Genomic DNA, 25,392 nt, shown 5'->3' with positions numbered 1-25,392 from the left:
GGCCCCGCCGCGCTCGGTCAGTTCCGCGATCCGGCCCTCCCGGCGCAGGTCGGTCCCGGCCGGCCCGAGGGCGCGCAACTCCGCGACGGCCGCCAGCGCGGCCACGGCCGCGTTCCGCTCGGAGACCTCCCCGGCCGGCACCGGCCCCTCCAGGACGTACCGCGTCTCCTCCCGGAGCGCCCGCGCCGCGGCGCCCCGCGCCAGGACGTACTCCACGGACGGGAACACGCCGAGGACCCGCTTCTTCTCGGCACGCAGGTACCCCTCGGCCACCAGTTGCTCCCGGACGGCGTCGAAGGTGAGCCGCGCGTGCAGCCTCACCCAGGTGCGCCACCGGTGCGGCATCGACTCGCGGACGAGGTCCAGCAGCCCGTCGAGGACGGCGTCCCCGGTGCGGAAGTCCAGGTCGACGGGGGTGGCGATGCCCTCGTCGTCGACGAGCAGGCCGCGCTGGGCCAGTTCGGTGAGCGCGCCGGCGCGCACCAGGTGGTGGTGCCGGGCGGTGTCGGTGGCCCCGGGGCGCGCCGGGTCCCAGGCCAGCAGACAGAGCCGGGCCGGCAGTGAGAGCGAGCCGTTGGGCACGGGGCCTCCTTGGGGCCGTGGGACCGGATTCACGGTAAGGCGTTGACAGCCCAGCCGGTCTCTCGTACGGTGTACAGCGCTTCTGTTGCCGCCGATTGGAGAAGGACGTTGCTCGTCTGAGGTCCTGAGACACCGCGTCACACCTGTCTTGTGTGTACGCCGCGTGCGACCTCGGCGTTCGAGCCGTCCCTTGCGGAGCAGGGCCTTTTTCATGCCCGAGCACTCCCCGGGGCTCCTCCTTCCCTCGTCCGACGGCGGTCGCCGCCTCCCGGTGTCTCGATACGCGTTTGCCCCTGACCGCTTCAAGCAACCGCGGAGGCCCCGTTTGTCTACTTCCATCACTTGTACGTCCCTCTCGTTCGCCTGGCCCGACGGTACGCCCGTCTTCGAGGGACTCGACACCGCCTTCGGCCCCGCCAGGACCGGGCTCGTCGGTGTCAACGGATCGGGCAAGTCCACCCTGTTGAAACTGATCGCCGGGCAGCTCACCCCGGCCGACGGCACGGTCCGCGTGGCCGGCGAGGTCGGATACCTGCCGCAGAACGTCACGCTCGACACCGCGCTGCGGGTCGACGAGGCGCTCGGCATCGCCGCGCGGCGGGCCGCGCTGCACGCCATCGAGGCGGGCGACGTGGCCGAGGAGCACTTCGAGACGCTCGGCGACGACTGGGACGTCGAGGAGCGCGCCCTCGCCACGCTCGGCGAACTCGGCCTCGGTCACGTCGGGCTCGACCGCACCGTCGGCGAGGTCTCGGGCGGCGAGTCGGTGCTGCTGCGGCTGGCCGCGCTGCTGCTGCGCCGGCCCGACGTCCTGCTCCTCGACGAGCCCACCAACAACCTCGACCTGTACGCACGCAGGCGGCTGTATACGGCCATCGCCTCCTGGCCGGGGGTCATGGTCGTGGTCAGCCACGACCGCGAGCTGCTGGACCTCGTCGACCAGATCGCCGACCTGCGCTCCGGCGAGATCACCTGGTACGGCGGGAACTTCTCGGCGTACGAGGAGGTCCTGGCCGTGGAGCAGGAGGCGGCCGAGCGGATGGTGCGCGTCGCCGAGTCCGATCTGCGCAAGCAGAAGCGCGAACTGGCCGACGCCCAGGTCAAGCTGGCCCGCCGCAAGCGGTACGGCCAGAAGATGTACGAGCAGAAGCGTGAGCCGAAGATCGTCATGGGGGCTCGCAAGCGCGCGGCGCAGGAGTCCGCGGGCAAGCACCGCATCATGCACGAGGAGAAGCTCGCCGAGGCCAGGGAGCGGCTCGACGACGCCGTGGAGGCCGTGCGGGACGACGACGAGATCCGCGTAGACCTGCCGTACACGGCCGTACCACCGGGGCGCTCGGTGCTGACGCTGCGGGACCTGGAACTGGCCTACGGGGCACGCGTGGAGGGCGGTCTCGATCTGCACGGCCCCGAGCGGATCGCGCTGATCGGGCGCAACGGCGCGGGCAAGACCACGCTGCTGCGCACGATCGCCGGGGAGCTGGAGCCGGTGACGGGCGAGGCGACGGCGCACGTCCCGCTGCGGTTCCTCCCGCAGCGCCTGGACGTCCTCGACGGCGAGCTGAGCGTCGCCGAGAACGTGGCCCGGTTCGCGCCGGGCGCCACCAACAACCGGATCCGGGCGCGGCTGGCGCGCTTCCTGTTCCGCGGCGCCCGGGCCGACCAGCAGGCGGCGACGCTGTCCGGCGGCGAACGCTTCCGGGCGGCGCTGGCCGCGCTGATGCTGGCCGATCCCGCGCCGCAGCTGCTGATGCTGGACGAGCCGACGAACAACCTGGACATCGCGAGCGTGCGGCAGCTCACCGGCGCCCTGGAGTCGTACGAGGGGGCGCTGGTGGTGGCCAGTCACGACCTGCCGTTCCTGGAGTCGATCGGCATCACCCGCTGGCTGCTGATGGAGGAGGGAGAACTGAGGGAAATCACGCCAGAAGCTGTCGGGTATCCCGCTTAGCGTTCCCGGCATGAGCGAGTTCATCAGCATCACCGGAGCCAGGGAGAACAACCTCCAGGACGTCACTCTCCGCATCCCGAAGGGCCGGCTGACCGTGTTCACCGGCGTTTCGGGGTCGGGGAAGTCGTCGGTCGTGTTCGACACGATCGCGGTCGAGTCGCAGCGCCAGCTGAACGAGACGTTCACCTGGTTCGTACGCAACCGGCTGCCCAAGTACGAGCGGCCGCGGGCGGACGCCCTGGAGGACCTCTCCCCCGCGATCGTCGTCGACCAGCGGCCGGTCGGCGGCCACTCGCGGTCCACGGTCGGCACGATGACCGACATCCACTCGGTGCTGCGGGTGCTGTTCTCCCGGCACGGCGCGCCCAGCGCCGGGGCGGCGACGGCGTACTCGTTCAACGACCCGTCGGGCATGTGTCCCGGCTGCGACGGGCTGGGCCGCAAGGTGCGGCCCGGCTGGGACCGCATCCTCGACCCCGCCAGGTCGCTGGCCGGCGGGGCGGTCCGCTTCCCGCCCTTCGCGGCGGGGACCTGGCAGGGACAGGCGTACACCAACACGGACGAGCTGGACCCGGACAAGCCGGTCGGCGACTTCACGGACGCCGAGCGCAGCTTCCTGATGCGCGGGCGGCCCGGCAGCAAGGTCACCGTCAACGGCACGGGCGGCACCTGGACCACCGAGTACGAGGGCCTCGCCGACCGCTTCGAGCGGCTGTATCTCAAGCGGGACCTGTCGGCGATGAGCGAGAGGACCCGGGAGCTGGTGCGGCGGTTCCTGGTGGAGGGCGACTGCCCCGAGTGCGGCGGCGCCCGGCTGAACGCGGCGGCGCTCGCGACCAGGATCGACGGGCACTCCATCGCCGACTGCTCGGCCATGCAGGTCACCGACCTGATCGCGGTACTGAAGCGGATCGACGATCCGGTGGCCCGGCCGATCGCCGGTGCCGCGGTCACCGCGCTGGAGCGCGTCGAGGCGATCGGCCTCGGCTATCTCAGCCTCGACCGGCAGACCGCCACCCTGTCCGGCGGCGAGGGACAGCGGCTGAAGACCGTGCGGCACCTCGGCTCCAGCCTGACCGGGATGACGTACATCTTCGACGAGCCCAGCGTCGGCCTGCACCCACGCGACGTCGGACGCCTCGGCGACCTGCTGCTGCGACTGCGCGACAAGGGCAACACCGTGCTGGTCGTCGAGCACGACCCGGACGTCATCGCGCTGGCGGACCACGTCGTCGACATGGGCCCGGGGGCCGGCGCGGGCGGCGGCCGGGTGGTGTTCGAGGGGACGCCGGACGAGCTGGCCGGGGCGGAGACGCTCACCGGACGGTTCCTCGGACGCCGTACGACGGTGAAGGGGGATCCGCGGACGGCGACCGGGGAGCTGTGGGTGAAGGGCGCCGGCCGCCACAACCTGCGGGACGTGACGGTGGCCTTTCCGACCGGGGTGCTGACCGCGGTCACCGGGGTCGCCGGGTCGGGCAAGAGCACGCTGGTCGCGGAGCTGGTCGCGGCCCACCCGGACGCGGTGGTCGTCGACCAGTCGGCGATCGGCGTCTCGGCGCGGTCGACCCCGGCGACGTACCTCGGGATCATGGACACGGTACGGAAGATCTTCGCGCGGGAGACGGGCGCGGAGGCCGGGTTCTTCAGCTTCAACTCGGCGGGAGCGTGCGGCACCTGCGAGGGGCGCGGGATCATCTGCACCGACCTCGCGTTCATGGACCCCGTGACGACGACCTGCGGCGACTGCGACGGCCGGCGCTTCAGGGACGAGGTGCTGCGGCTGACGGTCGACGGCAGCTCCATCGCCGACGTGCTGGCCATGACCGCCGGCCAGGCACTGGACTTCTTCGCCGACACCGGCGTACGGCGGCGGCTGCGCGCCCTGCGCGACGTCGGGCTGACCTATCTCACGCTCGGGCAGCCGCTGTCCACGCTCTCCGGCGGTGAGCGGCAGCGCATCAAGCTCGCCACCCGGCTGCACCGGACGGGCGTGGTGTACGTCCTGGACGAACCGACCACCGGACTGCACATGTCGGACGTCGAGGGACTGCTCGCCCTGCTGGACCGGCTGGTCGGCACCGGCAACTCGGTCGTGGTCGTCGAGCACAACCTGGACGTGGTGGCGCACGCCGACTGGGTGATCGACCTCGGTCCGGACGGGGGCCGGGACGGCGGCCGGGTGATCTTCGAAGGCACCCCGCGCGAGCTGCTCACGGCCCGCGGCTCCAGCACGGCGGAGCATCTCGGGAGGGCCACGAGGGGCTGACGGGGGTTCCGTCCGTACGCGTCCCCGCTGCATGATGGCGAGTCGGCGCCGCGCCACGGGTGCCGGACCGCCAGCGCCGATACGGAGACCCCTCGTGCCCAGCAAGAAGGCCCTCGTCCGCCGCCCCAGCCCGCGACTGGCGGAAGGACTGGTGACCCATGTCGAGCGGGAACCGGTCGACCACGGCCTCGCGGTCGAACAGTGGGACGCGTATACCGAGGCCCTGCGCGCGCACGGCTGGGAGACGCTGGAGGTGGACCCGGCCGACGACTGCCCCGACTCCGTCTTCGTCGAGGACACGGTCGTCATGTACCGCAACGTCGCCCTCATCACCCGGCCGGGTGCCGAGTCGCGGCGCGCGGAGACGGCGGGTGTCGAGGAGGCCGTGGCCCGTCTGGGCTGCTCGGTCAACTGGGTCTGGGAGCCGGGCACCCTGGACGGCGGCGACGTCCTGAAGGTCGGCGACACGATCTACGTCGGGCGCGGCGGGCGCACCAACGCGGCCGGCGTCCAGCAGCTCCGGGCCGTCTTCGAGCCGCTGGGCGCCCGGGTCGTCGCCGTACCGGTGAGCAAGGTGCTGCACCTCAAGTCGGCGGTCACCGCGCTCCCCGACGGGACGGTGCTCGGGCACATCCCGATGACGGACGTGCCGTCGCTGTTTCCCCGGTTCCTTCCGGTGCCGGAGGAGTCCGGCGCGCACGTGGTGCTGCTCGGCGGCGGCAAGCTGCTGATGGCGGCGAGCGCGCCGAAGACGGCGGAACTGCTCGCCGACCTCGGCCACGAGCCGGTGCTCGTCGACATCGGCGAGTTCGAGAAACTCGAGGGCTGTGTGACGTGCCTCTCGGTCCGGTTGCGGGAACTGTACGGCTGAGCCGGCGCGAGCGTCACCCGTCCGGCTCCGGACCTGCGGGTCTCGGGGCCTTCGCCACCCCGGTGGACGGCAGCTGATCAGGTGCCTTTACAGTGCGTTTAACCTACGGTCTCGTAACCTACGGTTTCGTAGCCTACGATCCCGTAGGTTCCCGGCACCGCTCGCCGGCCGCTTTCCGCTCTGTCGCACGTCCCCTGGAGTTCTTCGTGACGATCGTCTCCCCGCACCTCGGCAGTTCCGCCGAATGGACCGACGCCCGGCTGCTGTACGCGCTGGAGGAAGTGGTCGAGACCGAACTCAACCGGCATCTGAAGGTCGCCAAGGACTGGATGCCGCACGAGTACGTGCCATGGACCGACGGCCGGAACTTCCCCGGACTCTTCGAGGACGGCGAGGCCTGGGAGAAGGACCAGTCCAAGGTCACCGAGATCGGCCGGATCGCCCTGGTGGTCAACCTCCTGACGGAGGACAACCTCCCCAGCTACCACCACGAGATCGCGAGCCTCTTCGGCCGGGACGGCGCCTGGGGCACCTGGGTGCACCGCTGGACCGCGGAGGAGGGCCGGCACGGCATCGTGATGCGCGACTACCTGCTCGCCTCGCGCGCGGTCGACCCGGACAAGCTGGAGCAGTTCCGCATGGCCCACATGAGTGAGGGCTTCGAGTCGGACAACCGGCACTCGATGCTGCACTCGGTGGCCTACGTCGCCTTCCAGGAGCTGGCCACCCGCATCTCGCACCGCAACACGGGCCACCAGTCCGGCGACCCGGTCTGCGACCGCATGCTGGCCCGCATCGCGACCGACGAGAACCTGCACATGATCTTCTACCGCAACCTGCTCAAGGCGGCCTTCGAGCTGGCGCCCGACCTGACGATGCAGGCGGTGCGGGACGTGGTCGTGAACTTCCGGATGCCCGGTCACGGCATGCCCGGCTTCGAGCGGGCCGCCGCGCAGATGGCGATCGGCGAGGTCTACAACCTGCGCATCCACCACGACGACGTGATCCAGCCCGTGCTGCGCTTCCTGAAGGTCCTGGAGATCGACGGTCTCGGACCCGAGGGGCAGGCGGCCCAGGAGGAGCTGGGGCTGTACATGGGCGGGCTGGACTCCGAGGCGTCCAAGTTCGACGAGAAGCTGGCGGCGCGCAAGGCGCGGATGGCGGCGCGGGCGGCGGGCTGACCCACTGCCCGTCCGCCGCCGACCGGTCGGGGCCGCGTCCGGCACGTCGCCCACCGGGCGGGGGCCCGGGACGCACGGCCGGCAGGGCCGGATGACGGCGCGGGGAGCGCGGGTACGGGCGGGGCGGTTCGCGGGGCCGGGATCAGTGCGCGGTGCGCCGCAGTGCCAGCCGTTCCTTCTCCGACAGCCCGCCCCAGACGCCGAAGCGCTCGTCGTTGCTCAGCGCGTACTCCAGGCAGGCCGAGCGGATCGGGCACAGGGCGCAGATCCGCTTGGCGTCCCGTACGGAACTGCCGGGCTCGGGGAAGAAGAAGTCCGCCCCGGTCTGTGCGCACAACGCCTCCTCCTGCCAGGCCAGGTCGGGCGTCGTGATCATCTCGGTGTGCATGGACAGCAGCGTGCCGGACGGCGAAAAACGTTCGATCAACGCGGGATCAACGCCGCGCCGGCGGGCCCGTGGCCGACCCGATGCTCCTCCGCTCCGTGCGGGGACGCACGGCGGCGCGCGGGAGCGCTTGTCAGTGGCGGGTGGAAGACTCGGCAGTGCAGGCAACGGGACCCTTCCGAGGAGGGCGATGATGCTCACCACCCGTTTCGTCACCGGCGCTCCGAACTGGATCGACGTCGGCGCGTCCGACATCGACGGCGCCGCTTCCTTCTACGGCGGCCTCTTCGGCTGGCGCTTCCGGTCGGCGGGGCCCGAGGCCGGCGGCTTCGGCTTCTTCGAGCTGGACGGCCGGATCGTGGCCGGCGGTACGCAGACGACGCCGGAGCAGGGCCCGCCGTCCTGGACGGTCTGCTTCCAGACCCCGGACGCGGAGGCCGCCGCCAAGACCTCCGAGCAGGCCCGGGGCGGTGTGCTCATGCGGCCCAGGGACGTGCTGGACCAGGGCACCATGGCGATCCTCGCCGACCGGGCCGGGGTGCCGTTCGGCGTCTGGCAGCCGGGGCGGCTGGGCGGCCTGACCGTGGCCGGCGAGACCGGTGCGCTGTGCTGGGTCGAGCTGTACACGGCGGACATCGCGGCCGCCGCCGCGTACTACCGGGCGGTGCTGGGGCTGGAGACCTCGGCCGTCTCCTTCCCCGGCTCCACCTACACCTGCGTCAATCCGGCGGGCGAGGGCGACGAGAGCATGTTCGGCGGCGTCGTTCCGCTCGCCGACGACCCTCTGGAGACGGACGGCCACTGGCTGCCGTACTTCGCGGTCGACGACACGGACGCCGCGGTCGCCCGGACCCTGGAGTTCGGCGGCACGGTGCGGATGCCCGCGACGGACATCGAGGGCGTCGGACGCCTCGCCCGTCTCGCCGACCCGTACGGCGCCCGGTTCGCGGTACTCAGGCCGGTGCCGCCGGAGGCGTAGGGCCTGTCCGGCGGATCGTATCGGGGCGGCGCGTCGGACGCGTCCGCCCGGCGAATCCGGGCGGGGCCTTCGACGTGTCCGCCCGGCGGACCGGGACGCGGACCGGCCCGGGGTGTCCGCCCGGCCGTGGTCTCCCCGCTCCGTCTCAGGTGGTGGCGCGTCGGACCAGCGTCGTCGGCAGGACGACGCCTGACGGGGTGTCCGGCCCGGTCGCCGCGGCGTTCCCCGCCCCGGCGCCGCGGTCCAGGCCGCGCAGCAGCAGGCGGGCCATCAGCCGGCCCATCTCCTCGATGTCCTGGCGGACCGTGGTCAGCGGGGGGTCGGTCTGCTCGGCGACGGGCAGCATGTCGTCGAAGCCGACCACGGCGACGTCCTCCGGCACCCGCCGCCCGCGCTCGCGCAGCACCCGCAGGGCGCCCGCCGCGGTGAGGTCGTTGGCCGCGAACACGCCGTCCAGGTCCGGGCAGCGGTCGAGCAGTTCCCGCATCGCCCGCTCGCCGCCACCCGGGGTGAAGTCCCCGGGCGCGATCAGCCCGGAGCCGGCCTCGGTCCGGACGTCGCGGAAGCCGGCGAGCCGGTCGACCGCGGACGTCTGGTCGAGGGGGCCGGTGATGTGCGCGATGCGGGTGCGGCCGAGACCCGCCAGGTGGCGGACGGCGTCGCGGGCGCCGCCGCGGTTGTCGCTGTCCACGTAGACCACGTCGTCCCGGCCGTCGTCCCAGCCGGGGCGCCCGCCGAACACCGTCGGCACGCCGGCGCTGCGGACGAGGCCGGGCAGCGGGTCGTCGAGGTGCAGGGAGAAGACGAGCGCACCGTCGACGTGGCCGCCGGCCAGGTAGCGGCCGACGCGGGCATGGTCCTCGCGGCCCTCCGTGAGCAGCAGCACGAGCTGGTTGTCGTGGGCCGTCAGTTCCTTGCTGATGCCGCGGAGTTGCTGGGCGAAGTAGGGGTCGGCGAAGATCCGGGTCTCCGGTTCGGCGGCGACGACGGCGACCGCGTCGTGGCGTCGCGTCACCAGGCTGCGGGCGGCCTGGTTGGGCACGTAGCCGAGCTCCTCCACCGCACGCCGGACCCGCTCGGCCAGTGCGTCCCGCACCCCGTGCGCCCCGTTCACGACCCGGGACACGGTGGCCCTCGAGACCCCGGCGCGCTCGGCCACGGCCTCCAGCGTGGGACGCGGCGCGGTCTCGGTCACGGGCACTCCTCCTTGGCGACTGCGGCCCAGGATAGCGGCAGGCCGTCAGGCAGGAGAGCGGGAGAGAGCGCTCTCGGCGCCCCGAATCCGCTTGCGGGGGGGCGCCGACCCCTCAGTGCTGGTGCGCGGCGGCCTCCTCCCCCGTCACGGCCTCGTCCCCCGCAGCGGCCCCCTGCCCGTGCGCGTGCTCGTGCGGGTCGTAGCCGGGGATCGTGCCGTCCGCCTTCTTCACCAGGAACAGGCCCACCATCCCCATGTCGGAGTGGCTCTGCACATGGCAGTGGTACATCCATGCCCCGGCACCCACCCCCTCCCCCGCGATGATCTGGAAGCCGAAGGAGTCCGCCGGGCCGGTGATCTTGTTGTCGATGACCTGGCTCGGATCGTCGGGCCCGGTGAGCATGCCGGTACGGTTGTCCGCCCAGCGATGACCGTGCATGTGGAAGGTGTGGTAGTACTCGCCGTGCGTGATCATGACGATCTCGACGCGATCGCCCACGGTGGCCTCGAAGTTCGGCCCGGTGTGGGGCTTCCGGTTGTTGATGAGCATGTCGTTGAAGACGATCGTGTGCGTGGCGTCCGGCAGCACGTCGCCCTTGCGGCGCACGATCACCGGCCCGTACAGGCCCTTGCGGATGCCGCCGGTGCCGTGCTCCGTGCCGACGACGTGGTCGTGGTAGTGCCAGTAGCCCGCGCTGCCCGCCCGCCAGGTGCCGTCGCCGCGGCGGCCGGGCTTGTGGGTGCGCCATGTGTAGGTGCGGGTGCCGCCGGGCTCGACGTCGCTCTTGTTCATCGCCGTGCCGTCGCTGGAGATCTCGTAGTCCAGGCCGTGGACGTGCAGACTCGCCCGTACGTCCATCGTGTTCGTGAACTCGATGTGCAGCGTGTCGCCCTCGTTCAGCTCGATCAGCGGGCCGGGGACGGACGCCTTGCCCTTCTCGAAGCCGTAGCCCATCTGACCGTCGGGCAGCTTCTCGGCGTACATCCTGATGTGTCTCACCTCGCCCCCGGCCGGTGCGGTCTTCGCGGTGACCCCCTGGGCCGCGCCGGCCGCGCCCGCGGTCTCCGGAGCGATGGACAACGATGTCGCCACGGCCGCGCCGCCCAGCAGTACCCGTCGATTGAAGCCTCGCCTGTCCATGCCGAACTCCCCACGCTGATACGGAATTTGCGGAGACGTAGCCGTGATTGGCCGTGATGAACCTGTGGGACGGTACCGGCTGCGGCCGCGTTTATCCACACTCAGGACAAAGTTCGTTCGATCCCGGTCATACCTATTGGCGAACCATGCAAAGAGGTCTAACTTCCTTGGCGCTGCTGCCGTGACCGAGGAGGTGCCCATGCCCTTAAGAGGGTTGAGCGCGAGAAGCAGAGGCTGGGCGGCGTTCGCGACCGCCGGGTTCGTCGCCGCGGGTCTGCTGGCGGGTCCCACCGCCAGTGCGCGACCGGCGCCGGACCCGTCCCTGACAACGATGTCGATCAAGTCGCCGCCCGGCGGCGCCAACGTACGGGTGCTGATCTTCTACGGTTCCGCCGCGGCCGGGGACGAGTCCCCGGTCGTGAACGCCGGGATCGCGGCCATCGAGCGGATCGGGCTGACCGGTCCGGCCAAGGAGCGCTTCCAGGTCGAGGCCACGGACAACGCCTCGGTGTTCACCAATGAGAAGAGGCTCGGCCGCTTCAACGCGGTCGTGTTCCTCACCGGCGGCGGTGACGTCCTCGATCCGGCGCAGGAGGCGGGTCTGGAGGCGTACATGGAGGCCGGCGGCGGGTTCGTCGGCATCCACGACGCCGCCCGCGCGGAGCCGTACTCGGACTGGTTCACCGGTCTGGTCGGTGCCCGCCCGGCCGCCTCCAGCCCGGCCGAGGTCCAGCGGGCCACCGTCGAGGTCGGTGACCGGCGCCATCCGGCCGCCAAGGATCTGCCGGTGCAGTGGAAGCGGCCCGACCAGTGGATGAACTGGGTGGAGAACCCGTCCGGCGACGTGCACACCGTGGCCCGGGTGCGCGAGTCGACGTACCGGCCCGGTGCGAGCGCCAACGGCTGGGACCACCCGGTCAGCTGGTGCCGGGACTACGACGGCGGCCGGTCCTTCTACACCGGCATGGGCGGCACGGTGTCGTCGTACGACGAGACCGACTTCCGCGCCCATCTGCGCGGTGCCCTCATGTGGACGACGCGCCTGGCGCAGGCCGACTGCAAGGCGACCATCGACGGCAACTACAAGGCCGAACGGCTCACCGAGCCCAACCAGCCCGGCCGCAACGACCAGATCGGCGAGCCGCACGGCCTGGTCACCGCACCCGACGGCCGCGTGTTCTACATCGGCCGCGGCGGCGCGGACTCCTCCCGGCCCGTGGTCACCGACTGGAACGACCCCGACATCGGCAAGGGCAAGGGCGAGATCCACGTCTGGGACCCGGAGACCGACAAGGTCACGCTCGCCGGTGAACTGACCGTCTTCGGCAACAAGGGCGGCGGCGACGAGCTGACCAAGGTCGAGGAGGGTCTGCTCGGCATCGAGCTGGACCCGGACTTCGCGGCGAACGGCTGGGTGTACCTGCACTACACGCCGCACTCCGAGATCAACCGCGAGACGCACATGGCCGAGCGGCGGGTCTCCCGCTTCACACTCGACCAGGCGACCAACAAGCTGGACCTGAGCAGCGAGAAGGTGCTGCTCAAGTGGCCGGTGCAGATCCACAGCTGCTGCCACGCGGGCGGCGGGTTGGCCTGGGACTCCAAGGGCAACCTGTACATCGCGACGGGTGACAACAACTCCAGTGGGTTCAGCGGCGGCTACTCGGGCAACAACCCGGAGCCCAACTTCAAGGGCGTGTCCTTCGCCGACGCGCGCCGCACCGCAGGCAACACCAACAACCTCAACGGCAAGATCCTGCGCATCCACCCGGAGCCGGACGGGACGTACACGCTCCCCGAGGGCAATCTCTTCACCGGCGAGGAGACCGCCGAGGGCGGCGGCAAGACGCGCGGTGAGATCTACGTGATGGGTGTACGCAACCCGGCGCGCATCTCCGTCGACAAGAGGACCGACACCCTCTACGCGGGCTGGGTCGGCCCGGACGCCGGCTCTCCGTCGCCGACGTGGGGTCCGGCGAAGTACGACACGTTCGCCGCGATCACCGAGGCGGGCAACCGGGGATGGCCGTACTGCATGGGCAACAAGCAGCCGTACCGGGACCGGAACCTGCCGGACCCGTCGAAGCCGCTGGGCTGGTACGACTGCGACGCCCCGAAGAACGAGTCGCCGAACAACGACGGCCTGGTCAACCTGCCGCCGGTGACCGGCAACAACATCTGGTACTCGCCGCAGGGCGGCGGACCCGACTTCCCGCGCGACGAGAACGGGATCCCGTCGTACGAGCAGGAGGAGGCCACCTACAAGCTGCCCTGGCTCAAGGGCGGCGGCCAGGCCGCGATGAACGGCCCGGTCTACCGCTACGACGCCGACAGCACCAGTGAGACCAAGTGGCCCGCGTACTGGGACGGCAAGTGGTTCGTCGGTGACTTCTACGACTCGGACCAGCCGCGCAACGCGGTGCTGATGGACCCGAAGACGCTGGGCGACGGCGGTCTGCCGGTGCACTCGGAGTCGCTGAAGAAGATCGTGCCGGTCGGCAACGACGGCATCAAGAACCTGATGGGCTGGAAGTTCGGCCCGGACGGCGCGCTGTACGTCCTCGACTACGGCCGCGGCTTCTTCACCTCGGACTCCAAGTCGGCCCTGTGGCGGGTCACCTACGAGGGCGGTGGGCCGACGCCGGCCGCCGGACAGCTGGCGAGGGGGTCTGAGTGATACGCCAACGAAGAATGTGGGCCGCCTTGTTGGCCGGCCTGCTGATGATGCTCGGTCTGCAGGCGACATCCGCGTCCGGGCAGCCCAAGGAGGCTTCGGCCGGGGCTGAGGCCGCCGACCAGGTCCTCACCTGGACCGCCGGCAACGACATCACCAAGTACACGTCCGCGCCCGAGACGGCGGTGGCCGGTCCGGCCACGATCGTCTTCGAGAACAGTGAGGCGACCGGCAACACCACCGGCATGCCGCACACGCTGACGTTCATGACCAGTGACCCCGAGTACAACCAGGACGTCCAGCTGAACATCCTGGCCAACCCGGGCGACGACCAGGGCGGCAAGCACACCGCCGAGGTCACCCTCACCCCCGGCCGCTACATGTACCACTGCACGATCCCCGGCCACGGGGAGATGAAGGGCGTGCTCGTGGTGACCGAGGGCGGCGGTGGCGAGGACACCACCGCGCCCGCGACGTCGGCGGACGTCGGCGGCACGCAGAACGCGGACGGCGCCTACGTCGGCTCCGCGAGCGTGACGCTCGGCGCCACCGACGACGGCGGCTCCGGCGTCGACCGGATCGAGTACGCGATCGGTGCCGACGGTGCCTGGCAGCCGTACACCACGCCGGTCGTCGTCGACCAGGTCGGCGACCACACGGTGCGCTACCGGGCGTTCGACAAGGCGGGCAACGCCGCCGCCGAGAAGAGCGTCACGTTCACCGTGGTCGCCCCCGACAGCGACGACACGACCGCGCCGGAGACCTCTGCGACGGTCAGCGGCGAGAGGACCCCCGACGATCCCGACGGCGCGTACATCGACATGGCGACGGTGACCGTCACCGCCTCCGACACCGGATCCGGCGTCAACACCATCGAGTACGCGGTCGGTGACGGTGCCTGGCAGGCGTACACCGCGCCCGTGATGGTGCACGAGGTCGGCGAACACACCGTGCGCTACCGCGCCACCGACAAGGCGGGCAACGTCGCGGCGGAGAAGAGCGTCGCCTTCACCGTCGTCGCCGCTCCCCCGCAGGACACCGCCCCGCCGGTGACCGGCGCGACCGTGGAGGGCAGCAAGGACTCCGACGGCGCGTACGTCGGCAGCGCGAAGGTGACCGTCAGTGCCAGCGACGAGGGCGGCTCCGGCGTGGCCGGCGTGGAGTACTCGCTCGACGCCGGGCCGTACCTCGCCTACACCGAGCCGGTGGTCGTCGACCGTGTGGGCCGCCACACCGTGGCCTACCGGGCGAGCGACAAGGCGGGCAACACCTCCGAGCCGCTGACCGTGAGCTTCACGGTGGTCTCGGGCCAGGTGCCGCCACCGCCCTGCCCGGAGTACGACGAACGCCTCACGGTGATCGTCGGCACGGTCGACACGGGTGTGCCGAACCGGGTCACGAACAACCGGTGCCGGATCAACGAGATGATCGAGGACGAGAAGGAGTGGACGTCCCAGGCACTGTTCCTGAAGCACGTACGGGAGGTCATGGACGCGCTTTTGGACGAGGGCGTCGTCGACCGCCGGGAGTACCGGGCGATCAACAGGGCCGCCCGTCAGTCGAAGATCGGCACGCCCGGCCAGACCGAGGGCTACCGCGCGATCCTCGACGGGACCCGGGCGTCCTTCGCGAGGTGGGAGCAGGTGGGTGGCGGTTCGTTCGGGCTGAACGACGACGGCTCGATCACCTCCAGCACCAGCACGCCGGGCATGGGCATGCTGTGGTTCCCCGAGCGCAAGTACGGGGACTTCTCGCTGAAGCTCCAGTGGCGTGACGACGCCGCGGGCACCGCCAACACCAACGGCGGCGTCTTCGTGCGCTTCCCGCAGGTCCACGACCATCCGGAGGAGTCCCGGCCGGAGTGGGTCGCCATCAAGTACGGGCACGAGGTGCAGGTGTTCGACGGTCCGACCGGCGACATGTACAAGTCGGGGTCGGTCTACGGCTTCGACCGGGTGGGTCTCGCCGGGGCCGGTGTGACGGAGAAGGGCACCTGGAACGACTACGAGATCCGCGTGGTCGACCAGCACTACTCCGTCTACCGCAACGGCGTGCTGATCAACGAGTTCGACAACATCGGCGGCCAGGACTTCACCCCGCCGCGCTCGGACGACCCGGGCACGGACGGGCGGCGGTTCGCCTCCGGCTACATCGGACTCCAGGTGCACGGCACGACGGACGTGGTGTCGTACCGGGACGTCCGGATCAAGGAGCTGTAGCTCAGTTCTCCTGACGAGGGCGCGGCTTCTTCGCGCGGCTCGGCTGTACCCGGCTGGGTTCCCCCGGCATCTTCGGATACTCGGGCGGGTACGGCAGATCACCGAGCCCGTGGTCGTGCTCGTCCTTCGTCGCCAGTTCCAGCAGGGCGTCGAGGGAGTACCGCTGATCGTCCATGCCCGCGTGCACGTCGCCGAGTTCGGCGAAGCGCGCGGGCATGGTCGTGATGTCGAAGTCCTCCGGGTGCGCGACGCCCACCTCGTCCCAGCTCAGCGGTGCGGAGACGGGGGCGTGCGGGCGGGGGCGTACGGAGTAGGCGGAGGCGATGGTGCGGTCGCGGGCGGTCTGGTTGTAGTCGATGAAGATGCGCTCGCCGCGCTCCTCCTTCCACCACTTGATGGTCACCTGCTCGGGCATCCGCCGTTCCATCTCGCGTCCGACGGCGATGGCGGCGCGCCGCACCTGGGTGAAGGTCCAGTGCGGCTCGATCGGCACGAAGACGTGGATGCCGCGTCCACCGGAGGTCTTGGGCCAGCCCGCCAGCCCGCCGAACTCCTCCAGTACCGCTCGCAGTTCGTGGGCGGCGCGGGCGGCGTCGTCGTAGTCGGTGCCGGGCTGCGGGTCGAGGTCGATGCGCAGTTCGTCGGGGTGGTCGACGTCCTCTCGGCGCACCGGCCAGGGGTGGAAGGTGAGGGTGCCGTACTGGGCGGCCCACAGCACCGCCGCCTCCTCGGTGGGGCACATCTCGTCGGCGCTGCGTCCGCTGGGGAAGGTGATGTGGGCGGTGGGGATCCAGTCGGGCATGCCCTTGGGCGCGCGCTTCTGGTAGAACCACTCGCCGGTGACGCCGTCCGGGTAGCGCTGGAGGGTGGTCGGCCGGTCGTGCAGGGCGCGCAGGATGCCGGGGGCGACCGCCTGGTAGTACCGGGCCACGTCGAGCTTGGTGTAGCCGTGCTCCGGGAAGAAGACCTTGCCCGGGCTGGACAGCCGCACGGTCCGTCCGCCCGCTTCCAGTTCCACCGCTTCCGCCATGCGAGCCACGGTAGGCGCACCGCGGGTGCCTCGCACATCAGCGACGGCCCGCCCGGGTCCGCGCTCTCGCACCCACGTTCCCGGGCGGAGTTGCGGTGCGGCCGCCAGCAGGCAGGCCAGGCCCAGGCGGGCCTGCTCACCGCCCGGCAGGGTGCCCAGCCGCCGGTCCGGCGCGATGCGCCGGAGGCCCAGCCCGAGCATGGCGGCCTCGACGCGGGCGTCGGCCGCGTAGCCGTCCCGGGCCTCGAACGCCTCCAGCAGCTCCCCGTACGTGGCAGGTGGGGGCGTCAGAAGTACGCCGGCGCATGGGTGATCCGCCATATCGGAAGACGTGAACAGGTGGCCGATACGGAGCGGGCCGGCCGGAATCACGCCGCTTGCGTGCGGCGGCATCGGCGCCCGGTCTCCCGGGGCGGTATCAGATGTGGAGGTAGTAGAACCTGATCTCGCGTCCAGGCTGACAGGCGAGGAATCCGGGCCGCTCATACAGTCGGACCATGGATCTGCCCGTGATGCCGCCCGTGAAGCCGATGCTCGCCAAGTCCGTGGCGAAGATCCCGCCGGGCATGCACTACGAGGCGAAGTGGGACGGGTTCCGGTCGATCGTGTTCCGGGACGGCGCCGAGGTCGAGCTCGGCAGCCGTACCGGCAAGCCGCTGACCAGGTACTTCCCGGAGCTGGTGGAGGCGGTGCGGGAACGGCTGCCCGAGCGTTGCGTGGTGGACGGGGAGATCGTGATCGCACGGGAGGGACACCTCGACTTCGACGCGCTCACCGAGCGGATCCATCCGGCGGACTCCCGGGTGCGGATGCTGGCCGAGAAGACACCGGCCTCGCTCGTGGCCTTCGACCTGCTGGCGCTGGACGACGAGTCCCTGCTCGACATGCCACTGGCCGACCGGCGGGCACTGCTGGTCCGGACGCTGTCCGAGGTGACGCCGCCCGTGCACGTGGCGCCGGCCACGGACGACATCGAGGTGGCCCGGCAGTGGTTCGAGCAGTACGAGGGGGCGGGGCTGGACGGTGTCGTCGCCAAGCCGCTCGACCTGCGCTACCGCCAGGACGAGCGGGCCATGTACAAGATCAAGCACGAGCGCACGGCGGACGTGGTCGTCGCCGGCTACCGCCTCCACAAGAGCGGTCCCGTGGTCGGCTCACTGCTCCTCGGCCTCCACGACGACCGGGGCGTCCTCCAGCACGTGGGGGTGAGCGCGGCCTTCACCATGAAGCGGCGCGCCGAACTGGTGGAGGAGCTGGAGCCGTTGCGCATGGACGACGCGCGGGGCCATCCGTGGGCCGCCTGGGCCGAGGAGTCGGCGCACGAATCGGCCCGGCTGCCCGGCGCCCCCAGCCGCTGGTCGGGCAAGAAGGACCTGTCCTGGGTGCCGCTCAGGCCGGAGCGGGTCGTCGAGGTGGCGTACGACCACATGGAGAACGGAGCGCGCTTCAGGCACACGGCGCGCTTCCGCCGCTGGCGCCCGGACCGGACACCCGAGAGCTGCACGTACGCCCAGCTGGAGGAGCCGGTCCGCTACGACCTGGCTCAGATCCTCGGCGGGCCCTGAAGGCAGGCGCCCCGAGGGCACCCCGAGGTCTTACGGCTTCATCAGGACCTTGACCGCGCCCTCCTGCTTCTTCTGGAACATCTCGTACGCGTGCGGCGCGTCCGTCAGCGGCACCCGGTGGGTGGCGAAGTCGTCGACGCCGAGCGGGTCCTCGTCCGTCAGATAGGGGATGATCTCGTCGCTCCAGCGGCGCACGTTCGCCTGCCCCATCCGCAGCTGGATCTGCTTGTCGAACAGCGTGAGCATCGGCATCGGGTCGGCCATGCCGCCGTAGACGCCGGACAGCGAGATCGTGCCGCCACGCCGCACCAGGTCGATGGCGGTGTAAAGGGCGGCGAGCCGGTCGACGCTGAAGCGCTCCGCCAGCTTGCCGCCGATGGCCCGGGGCATCACCGCGGCGGCCTGCTGCACCAGCTTGGCGGCGGCGCCACCGTGTGCCTCGGTACCGACCGCGTCGATCACGGCGTCCGGGCCCCGGCCGTCGGTCTCGTCCTGGATGGCGGCGACGAGTTCCTTCTCGCTGTCGAAGGAGCGCAGGTCGTACGTCTCCACGCCCCGCTCGCGGGCCCGCCGCAGCCGCTCCGGCACGAGGTCCACGCCGAACACCCGTCCGGCGCCCTTGACCTGGGCGACCCGGCAGGCCATGTCGCCGATCGGACCGAGGCCGAGCACGGCGACGCTGCCGCCCTGGGGGACGGCGGCGTAGGTGACCGCCTGCCAGGCGGTGGGCAGGACGTCGGAGAGGTAGACGAAGCGGTCGTCGGCCGGCCCCTCCGGCACCTTGATCGGGCCGTACTGGGCCTGCGGCACGCGCAGGTACTCGGCCTGCCCGCCGGGGACGGCGCCGTACAGGCGGGTGTAGCCGAACAGCGGGGCGCCCATGCCCTCGCCGGTGACCTGGGTGGTCTCGCACTGGGTCGGCAGTCCGGTGCCGCACATGAAGCAGTGCCCGCACGCGATCTGGAACGGCACCACGACCCGGTCGCCGGGCCGCAGACCCGTCACCTCGGAGCCGACCTCCTCCACGATGCCCATGGGTTCGTGTCCGAGGATGTCGCCCGGTGTCATGAACGGGGTCAGCACCTCGTACAGGTGCAGGTCGGAGCCGCACAGCCCGGAGGACGTGACACGGATGACCGCGTCCGTCGGTTCCTGGATCCTCGGGTCGGGCACCTCCTCCACCCGCACGTCCCGCTTGCCCTGCCACGTCACTGCCTTCATCGCCTCGCGCTCCCTCCGTCGCCCGTGCCCGTCGGTCTTGCGTGGCGGCCGGGTACCCGGGGCTCCCGCCACCGAACCGCCGCCCGGTTTCGGCCGAACAGCGGATTCTGGGCCGTTTTCCGTGCGCCATGCCAGATTCGATCAGGTATGGCCATAAATGCTTCAAGAAGCGCACAATCAGTGACACGGGATGGGCGGACAGGTGGTCGGAATGCGACGAGGGACGCACAGGCGGCGCGGCGGCGCACTGCTGACCGCGGCGGTGGCGGTCTCGCTGGCCGCGGGCTGCACCGCGGGATCCGGCGCGAAGCAGGACGCGCGGGCACCGCAGCCGGAGCGGTCGCACAGTGCGGGCGCCTCCGGCTCGGTGCTCGCCGTGAAGGTCGACAACGTGCGAGCGGCCCGGCCCCAGACGGGCCTGGACGCCGCGGACGTCGTCTACGCGGAGCCGGTGGAGGGCGGGCTGAGCCGCCTGATGGCGATCTACGCGACCGGGTTGCCCGAGAAGGTGGGTCCGGTGCGCAGTGCCCGTGAGTCCGACCTGGAGCTGCTGCGCCAGTTCGACCGGCCGACGCTGGCCTTCTCCGGCGCGCAGAGCAAGCTGCTGCCGCTCATCGACAAGGCGCCCCTGCGCGCGGAGCCACCGGGCGAGGGGTCCGACGCCTACGTCCGCGACGACGACCGGCCCGCCCCGCACAACCTCTACGTGCGCCCCGGCCGACTGCTGCCGCGGGCCCCGGGCGCCGACGCCCTGGCCACGGGCTTCCACTACGGCGAGGCTCCCGAGGGCGGCCGGTCGGTGTCCTCGCGCACCGTGCGCTATCCGTCGGCGTCGTTCGGCTTCTCCTGGTCCGAGAGCGGTGACCGCTGGCTGGTCTCCCTGGACGGCACCCCCGCCCGGACGGCCGACGGCGGACGCCTGGCGCCGGCGACGGTCGTCGTGCAGCACGTGACCGTGCGCGAGTCGGACTTCCGCGACTTCCGCGGCAGCAACTCGCCGTACGTCGAGTCGGTGGGCTCGGGACGGGCGGAGGTACTGCGCGACGGGCGCTCGTACGACGCGGCCTGGAAGCGCGGCTCGGCGGCGGACGGCACGTCGTTCACCACTGAGGACGGCACGGCGCTGAACTTCGCCGAGGGCCAGGTGTGGGTGGTGTTCGTCGACGCGACGAAGGCGGACACGGCGAAGGCCGACGCGACGAAGGCGCCCTGATCAGCTCGGGGCCACCGCGGGCTCGGCCGGGTTGCGGAGCCCTTCGGCGGCGTCCGCGACCCGGCGGATCAGGTCGAAGAAGACGGCCTGCTCGTCGGCGGAGAGCGGGGCGAGGAAGACCTGGTTCATCCGGGCCGTACGCACGGTCAGCCTGCGGTGGACGCGCAGGCCCTCGTCGGTCGCGCGCAGCAGGAAACGACGGCCGTCCTGCGGATCGCGGACCTTGTCCAGCAGCCCGCGCCGGCCGAGCCGGCTGATCACCTCGGCGATGGTGGAGCGGTCCAGCCCCACCCGCTCCCCCACCGTGCGCTGGTCCAGACCCGGCTCGGCGACCAGCGCGTTGAGGACCGCGAACTGCGGCGAGGTGGTCTCCTCCGAGACCATCGTGTTCCACAGCAGGTAGTGCGCCTGCTGCAGCCGCCGGGCCAGGTGCCCGGGGTGGGTGGTCAGGTCGACCGCGGCCATGTGCGCTCCTGTGGTCATTTTCGTCGGTGCACTGACGATACATCGGGCGGGAGACGGCTGTCCGCTGCCGCACCAGGCGATTCACCTCGCACTTTGTGAGGTATTGACGCCCTGGCCGTCCAGTGGCAGCGTGTGGGAAACCTCGCTGGAATACTCAGTGCCCTGACTAATTCGCGGGTTCGGTCCGCGATCCGGGGCGCCTGGAAGAGATGGGGCTTCTCGGATGGACAAGGTGGTGGCCACGGCCGGTGAGGCGGTGGCCGACGTGCCGGACGGCGCATCGCTGGCGGTGGGCGGTTTCGGGCTGAGCGGTGTGCCGAACGTGCTGATCCAGGCGCTGTACGAGCGCGGGACCGGCGAGTTGTCGGTGGTCTCCAACAACTGCGGGGCGATGGACTCCGGGCTGGCGGTTCTGCTGGCCGCGGGACGGATCGCCCGGGTGACCGGGTCCTACATCGGGGCGAACAAGGAGTTCGCCCGGCAGTACCTGGGCGGCGAGCTGGAGGTGGAGATGATCCCGCAGGGCACGCTGGCCGAGCGGCTGCGGGCCGGCGGCGCCGGGATCCCCGCCTTCTACACCCCGGCCGGGGTGGGCACGCAGGTCGCCGACGGCGGGCTGCCGTGGCGCTACGACGGTTCCGGCGGCGTCGCGCTGACCTCGCCGCCGAAGGAGGTCCGCGAGTTCGACGGGGCGCGGTACGTGCTGGAGCGCGGCATCCGTACCGACTTCGCACTCGTCCGGGCGGCGAAGGGTGACCGGCACGGAAACCTGGTGTTCGCGAAGTCGTCCCGGAACTTCAACCCGCTCGCGGCGATGGCCGGACGGGTGACCGTCGCCGAGGTGGAGGAGCTGGTCGAGCCCGGCGAGATCGATCCGGACGCGGTGCACCTGCCGGGGATCTTCGTGCAGCGGGTCGTCGCGCTGACGGCGGAGCAGGCGGCGGACAAGAGGATCGAGCGGCGGACGGTGAGTTCCTGATGGCCTGGGCACGTGAGCAGATGGCCGCACGGGCGGCCCGGGAACTGCGGGACGGGCAGTACGTCAACCTCGGCATCGGCCTGCCGACGCTGATCCCGAACTACCTCCCGCAGGGCGTGGAGGTGACGCTGGAGTCCGAGAACGGGATCCTGGGCACCGGCCGGTATCCGACCGAGGCCGAGGTGGACCCCGACCTGATCAACGCCGGCAAGGAGACCGTGACGGTCCTGCCGGGCGCCTCCTTCTTCGACTCGGCGCTGTCCTTCGGCATGATCCGGGGCGGGCACATCGACGTCGCCGTGCTGGGGGCCATGCAGGTCTCCGCCACCGGCGACCTGGCCAACTGGGCCATCCCGGGCAAGATGATCACGGGGATCGGCGGGGCGATGGACCTCGTGCACGGTGCCCGCACCGTCATCGTGGTGATGACCCACACCGCCAAGGACGGCTCACCCAAGATCCTCCAGGATTGCGCGCTGCCGCTCACGGGCAAGGCGTGCGTCAACCGGGTCATCACCGACCTCGGCGTCCTCGACGTGACCGACGACGGCCTGGTCCTGGTCGAGGCCGCGCCCGGGGTGAGCGTCGACGAGATCACCGCCAAGACCGATGCCGAGCTCGTCATCGCGGAGGGACTCAAGTGAAGGACGTCTACGTCGTCGACGCGGTCCGCACCCCGTTCGGCAAGTACAACGGCTCCCTGGCGGGCGTACGCCCCGACGACCTGGCCGCCCACGCGATCCGGGGACTCCTCGCCCGCACGCCCGACCTGGATCCGGCCCGGGTCGAGGACGTGTACTTCGGCAACGCCAACGGCGCCGGCGAGGAGAACCGCAACGTCGCCCGCATGGCCGCCCTCCTGGCCGGCCTGCCCACCACCGTCCCCGGCGTGACCGTGAACAGGCTGTGCGCCTCCGGCCTCGAAGCGGTGATCCAGGCCGCCCGTGCCATCGCCGTCGGCGACGCCTCGATCGCCCTCGCGGGCGGGGTGGAATCGATGACCCGGGCGCCGTACGTGCTGCCCAAGTCGGACCGGCCCTTCCCGGCCGGGCACACCGAGCTGTACTCGACCACCCTGGGCTGGCGCATGGTCAACCCGAGGATGGACCCGCAGTGGACGATCCCCCTCGGCGAGTCGGCCGAACTCATCGCCGACAAGCACAGGATCACCCGCGAGCAGCAGGACGAGTACGCCCTCGCCTCCCACCACAAGGCCGCCCGCGCCCAGGCCGACGGCCTGTTCGACGGCGAACTCGCGCCCGTCCCGGTGCCGCGGCGCAAGGGCGACCCGGTCGACTTCGCCGCCGACGAATGCGTACGCCCGACGGCCTCCCTGGAGGCGATGGCGAAGCTGAAGCCGTCCTTCCGCAGGACGGGCGAAGCGGGATGGAGGTCCCCCCGGCCGGAGGCCGGGCCAGGCACGGTCACCGCGGGCAACGCCTCGCCGCTCAACGACGGCGCCGCGGCACTCCTGCTCGTGGACGAGGAGGGCCTGGAGGCAACCGGCCGCGAACCCCTCGCCCGCGTCTCCGCCACCGGCGTCTCCGCGACCGACCCGCACTACTTCGGTCTCGCCCCCGTCGAAGCCGTGAACCGCGCCCTCGCCAAAACCGGCCGCACCTTCGCCGACCTGGACGTCCTCGAACTGAACGAGGCCTTCGCCGCCCAGGTACTGGGCTGCGTCGCCGAGTGGCCCGAGTTCGATCCCGCGATCCTCAACCCCCAGGGCGGAGCCATCGCGCTGGGCCACCCCCTGGGCGCCTCCGGTGCCCGCCTCGCCGGCACCGTCGCCCACCAGCTCGCACGCAGGGGCGGCGGCACCGGTATCGCCACCCTCTGCATCGGCGTCGGCCAGGGCCTCGCCCTGGTCCTCGACCGCTAGTCACCCACGGGACTCCCCATGACTCTCACTCAGCACGACATCGACGCGGAGATCGCGGCCGAGCACGCCGCGTACGAGAAGCGGGTCGCCGACGGCGGGCCCGTCGAGCACCACCCGCGCCGCGACTACGCCCCGTACCGCTCCTCGGTGCTGCGCCACCCGAAGCAGCCGCCGGTCACCATCGACGTCACCAAGGATCCGGAGCTGGTGGAGCTGTCCTCCCCCGCCTTCGGCGAGCGGGACATCACGGTCGTCGACAACGACCTGACCCGGCAGCACACCGGGGAGCCGGTCGGCGAGCGCATCACCGTCTCCGGCCGCCTCCTCGACCGGAACGGCAGACCCGTGCGCGGCCAGCTCGTCGAGATCTGGCAGGCGAACTCGGCCGGCCGCTACGCCCACCAGCGTGAGCAGCACGACGCGCCGCTGGACCCGAACTTCACCGGCGTCGGCCGCACCCTCTCCGACGACGACGGCTTCTACCGCTTCACCACCGTCCAGCCGGGCCCCTACCCGTGGCGCAACCACGTCAACGCCTGGCGCCCGGCCCACATCCACTTCTCGGTGTTCGGCTCGGCGTTCACCCAGCGGCTCGTGACGCAGATGTACTTCCCGAACGACCCGCTGTTCCCGTACGACCCGATCCTGCAGTCCGTGACGGACGACGCCGCCCGGCAGCGGCTGATCGCGACGTACGACCACAGCCTGTCCGTGCCCGAGTTCTCGCTCGGCTACCACTGGGACATCGTGCTCGACGGCCCGAACGCCACCTGGATCGAAGAAGGACGCTGACCGCCATGACGAAGATCGACACCAGCGGGCCGGAGACCGTCCTGCCCACGCCTTCGCACACGGTCGGCCCGTTCTACGGCTATGCGCTGCCCTTCCGCGGTGGCGAGGACATCGCGCCCGTGGGGCATCCGGACACGATCACCGTGCACGGGTACGTGTACGACGGCGAGGGCAGCCCGCTGCCGGACGCGCTCCTGGAGGTGTGGGGGCCGGACCCGGACGGCAAGCCGGCGACGGCCGACGGCTCGATGCGGCGCGACCCGGCGTCCGGCGGCTTCCTCGGGCGCAACGGTGTGGAGTTCACCGGCTTCGGCCGCATCCAGACCGACGCGAACGGCCACTGGTACGCGCGGACGCTGCGGCCCGGGGCACGCGGAGCCGGTGCGCCGCACGTCAGCGTGTGCGTGTTCGCGCGCGGGCTGCTCGTGCACCTGTTCACCCGGATCTACCTGCCGGGCGACGAGGCGCTGCTGGCCACGGACCCGCTGCTGTCCCGGGTGCACGCGGAGCGCCGCGACACGCTGATCGCCGCCGACGAGGGCAACGGGACGTACCGTTTCGACATCCGCCTTCAGGGCGAAGGCGAGACGGTCTTCCTGGAGTTCCAGTGACATCAGCTGCCGACACGGGTCTGCTCGCCCCCGGGTGGGCGGGCTCACCGGCCGCCGACGCGACCGACGACCGCGCCTGGCTGCGGGCGCTGCTCGACGCGGAGGCGGCCCTGACCCGGGCCCAGGCCGGGCTGGGGCTCGCCCCCGCCGAGGCGGCGGCCGCGGTGGCCGGGGCGGCCGACCCGGC

At 71.5% G+C, this 25,392-nt stretch carries 21 protein-coding genes and 1 pseudogene; 15 read left to right on the top strand and 7 right to left on the bottom strand.

The features are described 5' to 3' along the window. The coding region (locus EBH09_RS31075) for a GPP34 family phosphoprotein (RefSeq protein ID WP_153182749.1) at positions 1-582 on the bottom strand (582 nt) is incomplete at its 3' end. Positions 583-907: 325 nt separating this feature from the next. On the opposite strand from EBH09_RS31075, the gene EBH09_RS31070 reads away from it, so the two are divergent. The 4 genes from EBH09_RS31070 (at position 908) to EBH09_RS31055 (ending at position 6,854) form a co-directional block, all read left to right on the top strand. Continuing rightward, on the top strand, positions 908-2,533 hold the full coding sequence (locus EBH09_RS31070; RefSeq protein ID WP_121750191.1) for an ABC-F family ATP-binding cassette domain-containing protein: 1,626 nt from the start codon (positions 908-910) through the stop codon (positions 2,531-2,533). Positions 2,534-2,543: 10 nt separating this feature from the next. After that, positions 2,544-4,802, top strand: a complete 2,259-nt coding sequence (locus EBH09_RS31065) for an excinuclease ABC subunit UvrA (protein WP_121750190.1) — start codon at positions 2,544-2,546, stop codon at positions 4,800-4,802. 94 nt (positions 4,803-4,896) lie between these two features. Next, positions 4,897-5,673, top strand: coding sequence for a dimethylargininase (gene ddaH, locus EBH09_RS31060; RefSeq protein WP_121750189.1), 777 nt, complete (start codon positions 4,897-4,899; stop codon positions 5,671-5,673). A gap of 206 nt (positions 5,674-5,879) precedes the next feature. Then, entirely contained in the window at positions 5,880-6,854 is a 975-nt protein-coding gene (locus EBH09_RS31055; RefSeq protein ID WP_121750188.1) for an acyl-ACP desaturase, read from the top strand. Between the two features lie 142 nt (positions 6,855-6,996). Here the strand turns inward: EBH09_RS31055 and EBH09_RS31050 are convergent, their stop codons facing one another. After that, positions 6,997-7,242 carry a WhiB family transcriptional regulator gene (locus EBH09_RS31050; RefSeq protein ID WP_121751090.1) on the bottom strand — a complete coding sequence of 82 codons (246 nt, stop codon included), beginning with the start codon at positions 7,240-7,242 and terminating at the stop codon, positions 6,997-6,999. Positions 7,243-7,432: 190 nt separating this feature from the next. Between EBH09_RS31050 and EBH09_RS31045 the strand changes: the two genes are divergently transcribed. Then, the gene (locus EBH09_RS31045) at positions 7,433-8,218 is read left to right on the top strand and encodes a VOC family protein (protein WP_121751089.1); all 786 of its coding nucleotides are present in this window, start codon (positions 7,433-7,435) and stop codon (positions 8,216-8,218) included. Positions 8,219-8,363: 145 nt separating this feature from the next. On the opposite strand, the gene EBH09_RS31040 is transcribed toward EBH09_RS31045, so the two are convergent. After that, positions 8,364-9,413 carry a LacI family DNA-binding transcriptional regulator gene (locus tag EBH09_RS31040; RefSeq protein ID WP_121750187.1) on the bottom strand — a complete coding sequence of 350 codons (1,050 nt, stop codon included), beginning with the start codon at positions 9,411-9,413 and terminating at the stop codon, positions 8,364-8,366. Between the two features lie 112 nt (positions 9,414-9,525). Then, positions 9,526-10,554, bottom strand: a complete 1,029-nt coding sequence (locus EBH09_RS31035; RefSeq protein WP_121750186.1) for a multicopper oxidase domain-containing protein — start codon at positions 10,552-10,554, stop codon at positions 9,526-9,528. A 199-nt stretch (positions 10,555-10,753) separates the two neighbouring features. On the opposite strand from EBH09_RS31035, the gene EBH09_RS31030 reads away from it, so the two are divergent. Further along, complete coding sequence (locus EBH09_RS31030; protein ID WP_193776624.1) at positions 10,754-13,231, top strand: ThuA domain-containing protein; 2,478 nt, start codon at positions 10,754-10,756, stop codon at positions 13,229-13,231. Positions 13,232-13,245: 14 nt separating this feature from the next. Beyond that, positions 13,246-15,447, top strand: a complete 2,202-nt coding sequence (locus EBH09_RS31025; RefSeq protein ID WP_121750184.1) for a family 16 glycoside hydrolase — start codon at positions 13,246-13,248, stop codon at positions 15,445-15,447. A gap of 1 nt (position 15,448) precedes the next feature. Here EBH09_RS31025 and ligD read toward each other — a convergent pair whose 3' ends face one another. After that, on the bottom strand, positions 15,449-16,477 hold the full coding sequence (gene ligD, locus EBH09_RS31020) for a non-homologous end-joining DNA ligase (RefSeq protein ID WP_121751088.1): 1,029 nt from the start codon (positions 16,475-16,477) through the stop codon (positions 15,449-15,451). A gap of 497 nt (positions 16,478-16,974) precedes the next feature. On the opposite strand from ligD, the gene EBH09_RS31015 reads away from it, so the two are divergent. Further along, entirely contained in the window at positions 16,975-18,042 is a 1,068-nt protein-coding gene (locus tag EBH09_RS31015) for an ATP-dependent DNA ligase (protein ID WP_121750183.1), read from the top strand. A 30-nt stretch (positions 18,043-18,072) separates the two neighbouring features. On the opposite strand, the gene EBH09_RS31010 is transcribed toward EBH09_RS31015, so the two are convergent. Continuing rightward, positions 18,073-19,263: a zinc-dependent alcohol dehydrogenase gene (locus tag EBH09_RS31010; RefSeq protein WP_121750182.1), complete on the bottom strand. Its 1,191-nt coding sequence runs from the start codon at positions 19,261-19,263 to the stop codon at positions 18,073-18,075. A 211-nt stretch (positions 19,264-19,474) separates the two neighbouring features. On the opposite strand from EBH09_RS31010, the gene EBH09_RS31005 reads away from it, so the two are divergent. Continuing rightward, positions 19,475-20,476, top strand: coding sequence for a DUF3048 domain-containing protein (locus tag EBH09_RS31005; protein ID WP_121750181.1), 1,002 nt, complete (start codon positions 19,475-19,477; stop codon positions 20,474-20,476). Here EBH09_RS31005 and EBH09_RS31000 read toward each other — a convergent pair whose 3' ends face one another. Continuing rightward, positions 20,477-20,941, bottom strand: a complete 465-nt coding sequence (locus tag EBH09_RS31000; RefSeq protein ID WP_121750180.1) for a MarR family transcriptional regulator — start codon at positions 20,939-20,941, stop codon at positions 20,477-20,479. 223 nt (positions 20,942-21,164) lie between these two features. Here EBH09_RS31000 and EBH09_RS30995 point away from each other — a divergent pair, with 223 nt between their 5' ends. From EBH09_RS30995 to EBH09_RS30970, 6 genes and pseudogenes are all read left to right on the top strand, one after another. Further along, a complete protein-coding gene (locus EBH09_RS30995; protein WP_121750179.1) occupies positions 21,165-21,920 on the top strand; it encodes a CoA transferase subunit A in 756 nt (251 codons plus the stop codon). Further along, positions 21,920-22,564 (top strand): CoA transferase subunit B, encoded by a 645-nt coding sequence (locus EBH09_RS30990; RefSeq protein WP_121750178.1) that lies wholly within the window; start codon positions 21,920-21,922, stop codon positions 22,562-22,564. Before EBH09_RS30995 ends, EBH09_RS30990 begins: the two co-directional genes overlap by 1 nt. Continuing rightward, on the top strand, positions 22,561-23,802 hold the full coding sequence (locus EBH09_RS30985) for a thiolase family protein (RefSeq protein WP_121750177.1): 1,242 nt from the start codon (positions 22,561-22,563) through the stop codon (positions 23,800-23,802). The genes EBH09_RS30990 and EBH09_RS30985 overlap by 4 nt, the downstream gene beginning before the upstream one ends. A gap of 18 nt (positions 23,803-23,820) precedes the next feature. Beyond that, positions 23,821-24,594, top strand: coding sequence for a protocatechuate 3,4-dioxygenase subunit beta (gene pcaH / locus EBH09_RS30980; RefSeq protein ID WP_121750176.1), 774 nt, complete (start codon positions 23,821-23,823; stop codon positions 24,592-24,594). A 5-nt stretch (positions 24,595-24,599) separates the two neighbouring features. Beyond that, complete coding sequence (gene pcaG / locus EBH09_RS30975) at positions 24,600-25,205, top strand: protocatechuate 3,4-dioxygenase subunit alpha (protein WP_121750175.1); 606 nt, start codon at positions 24,600-24,602, stop codon at positions 25,203-25,205. Further along, a pseudogene (locus EBH09_RS30970) lies at positions 25,202-25,392 on the top strand (3-carboxy-cis,cis-muconate cycloisomerase); the annotation flags it as partial. The gene pcaG and the pseudogene EBH09_RS30970, both read left to right, overlap by 4 nt.

The organism is Streptomyces sp. E2N166 (assembly GCF_003671715.1).
GTDB lineage: Bacteria > Actinomycetota > Actinomycetes > Streptomycetales > Streptomycetaceae > Streptomyces > Streptomyces thinghirensis.
Note: the sequence above shows the minus strand (reverse complement) of the source record. Positions and strands in the feature narration are given on the sequence as shown.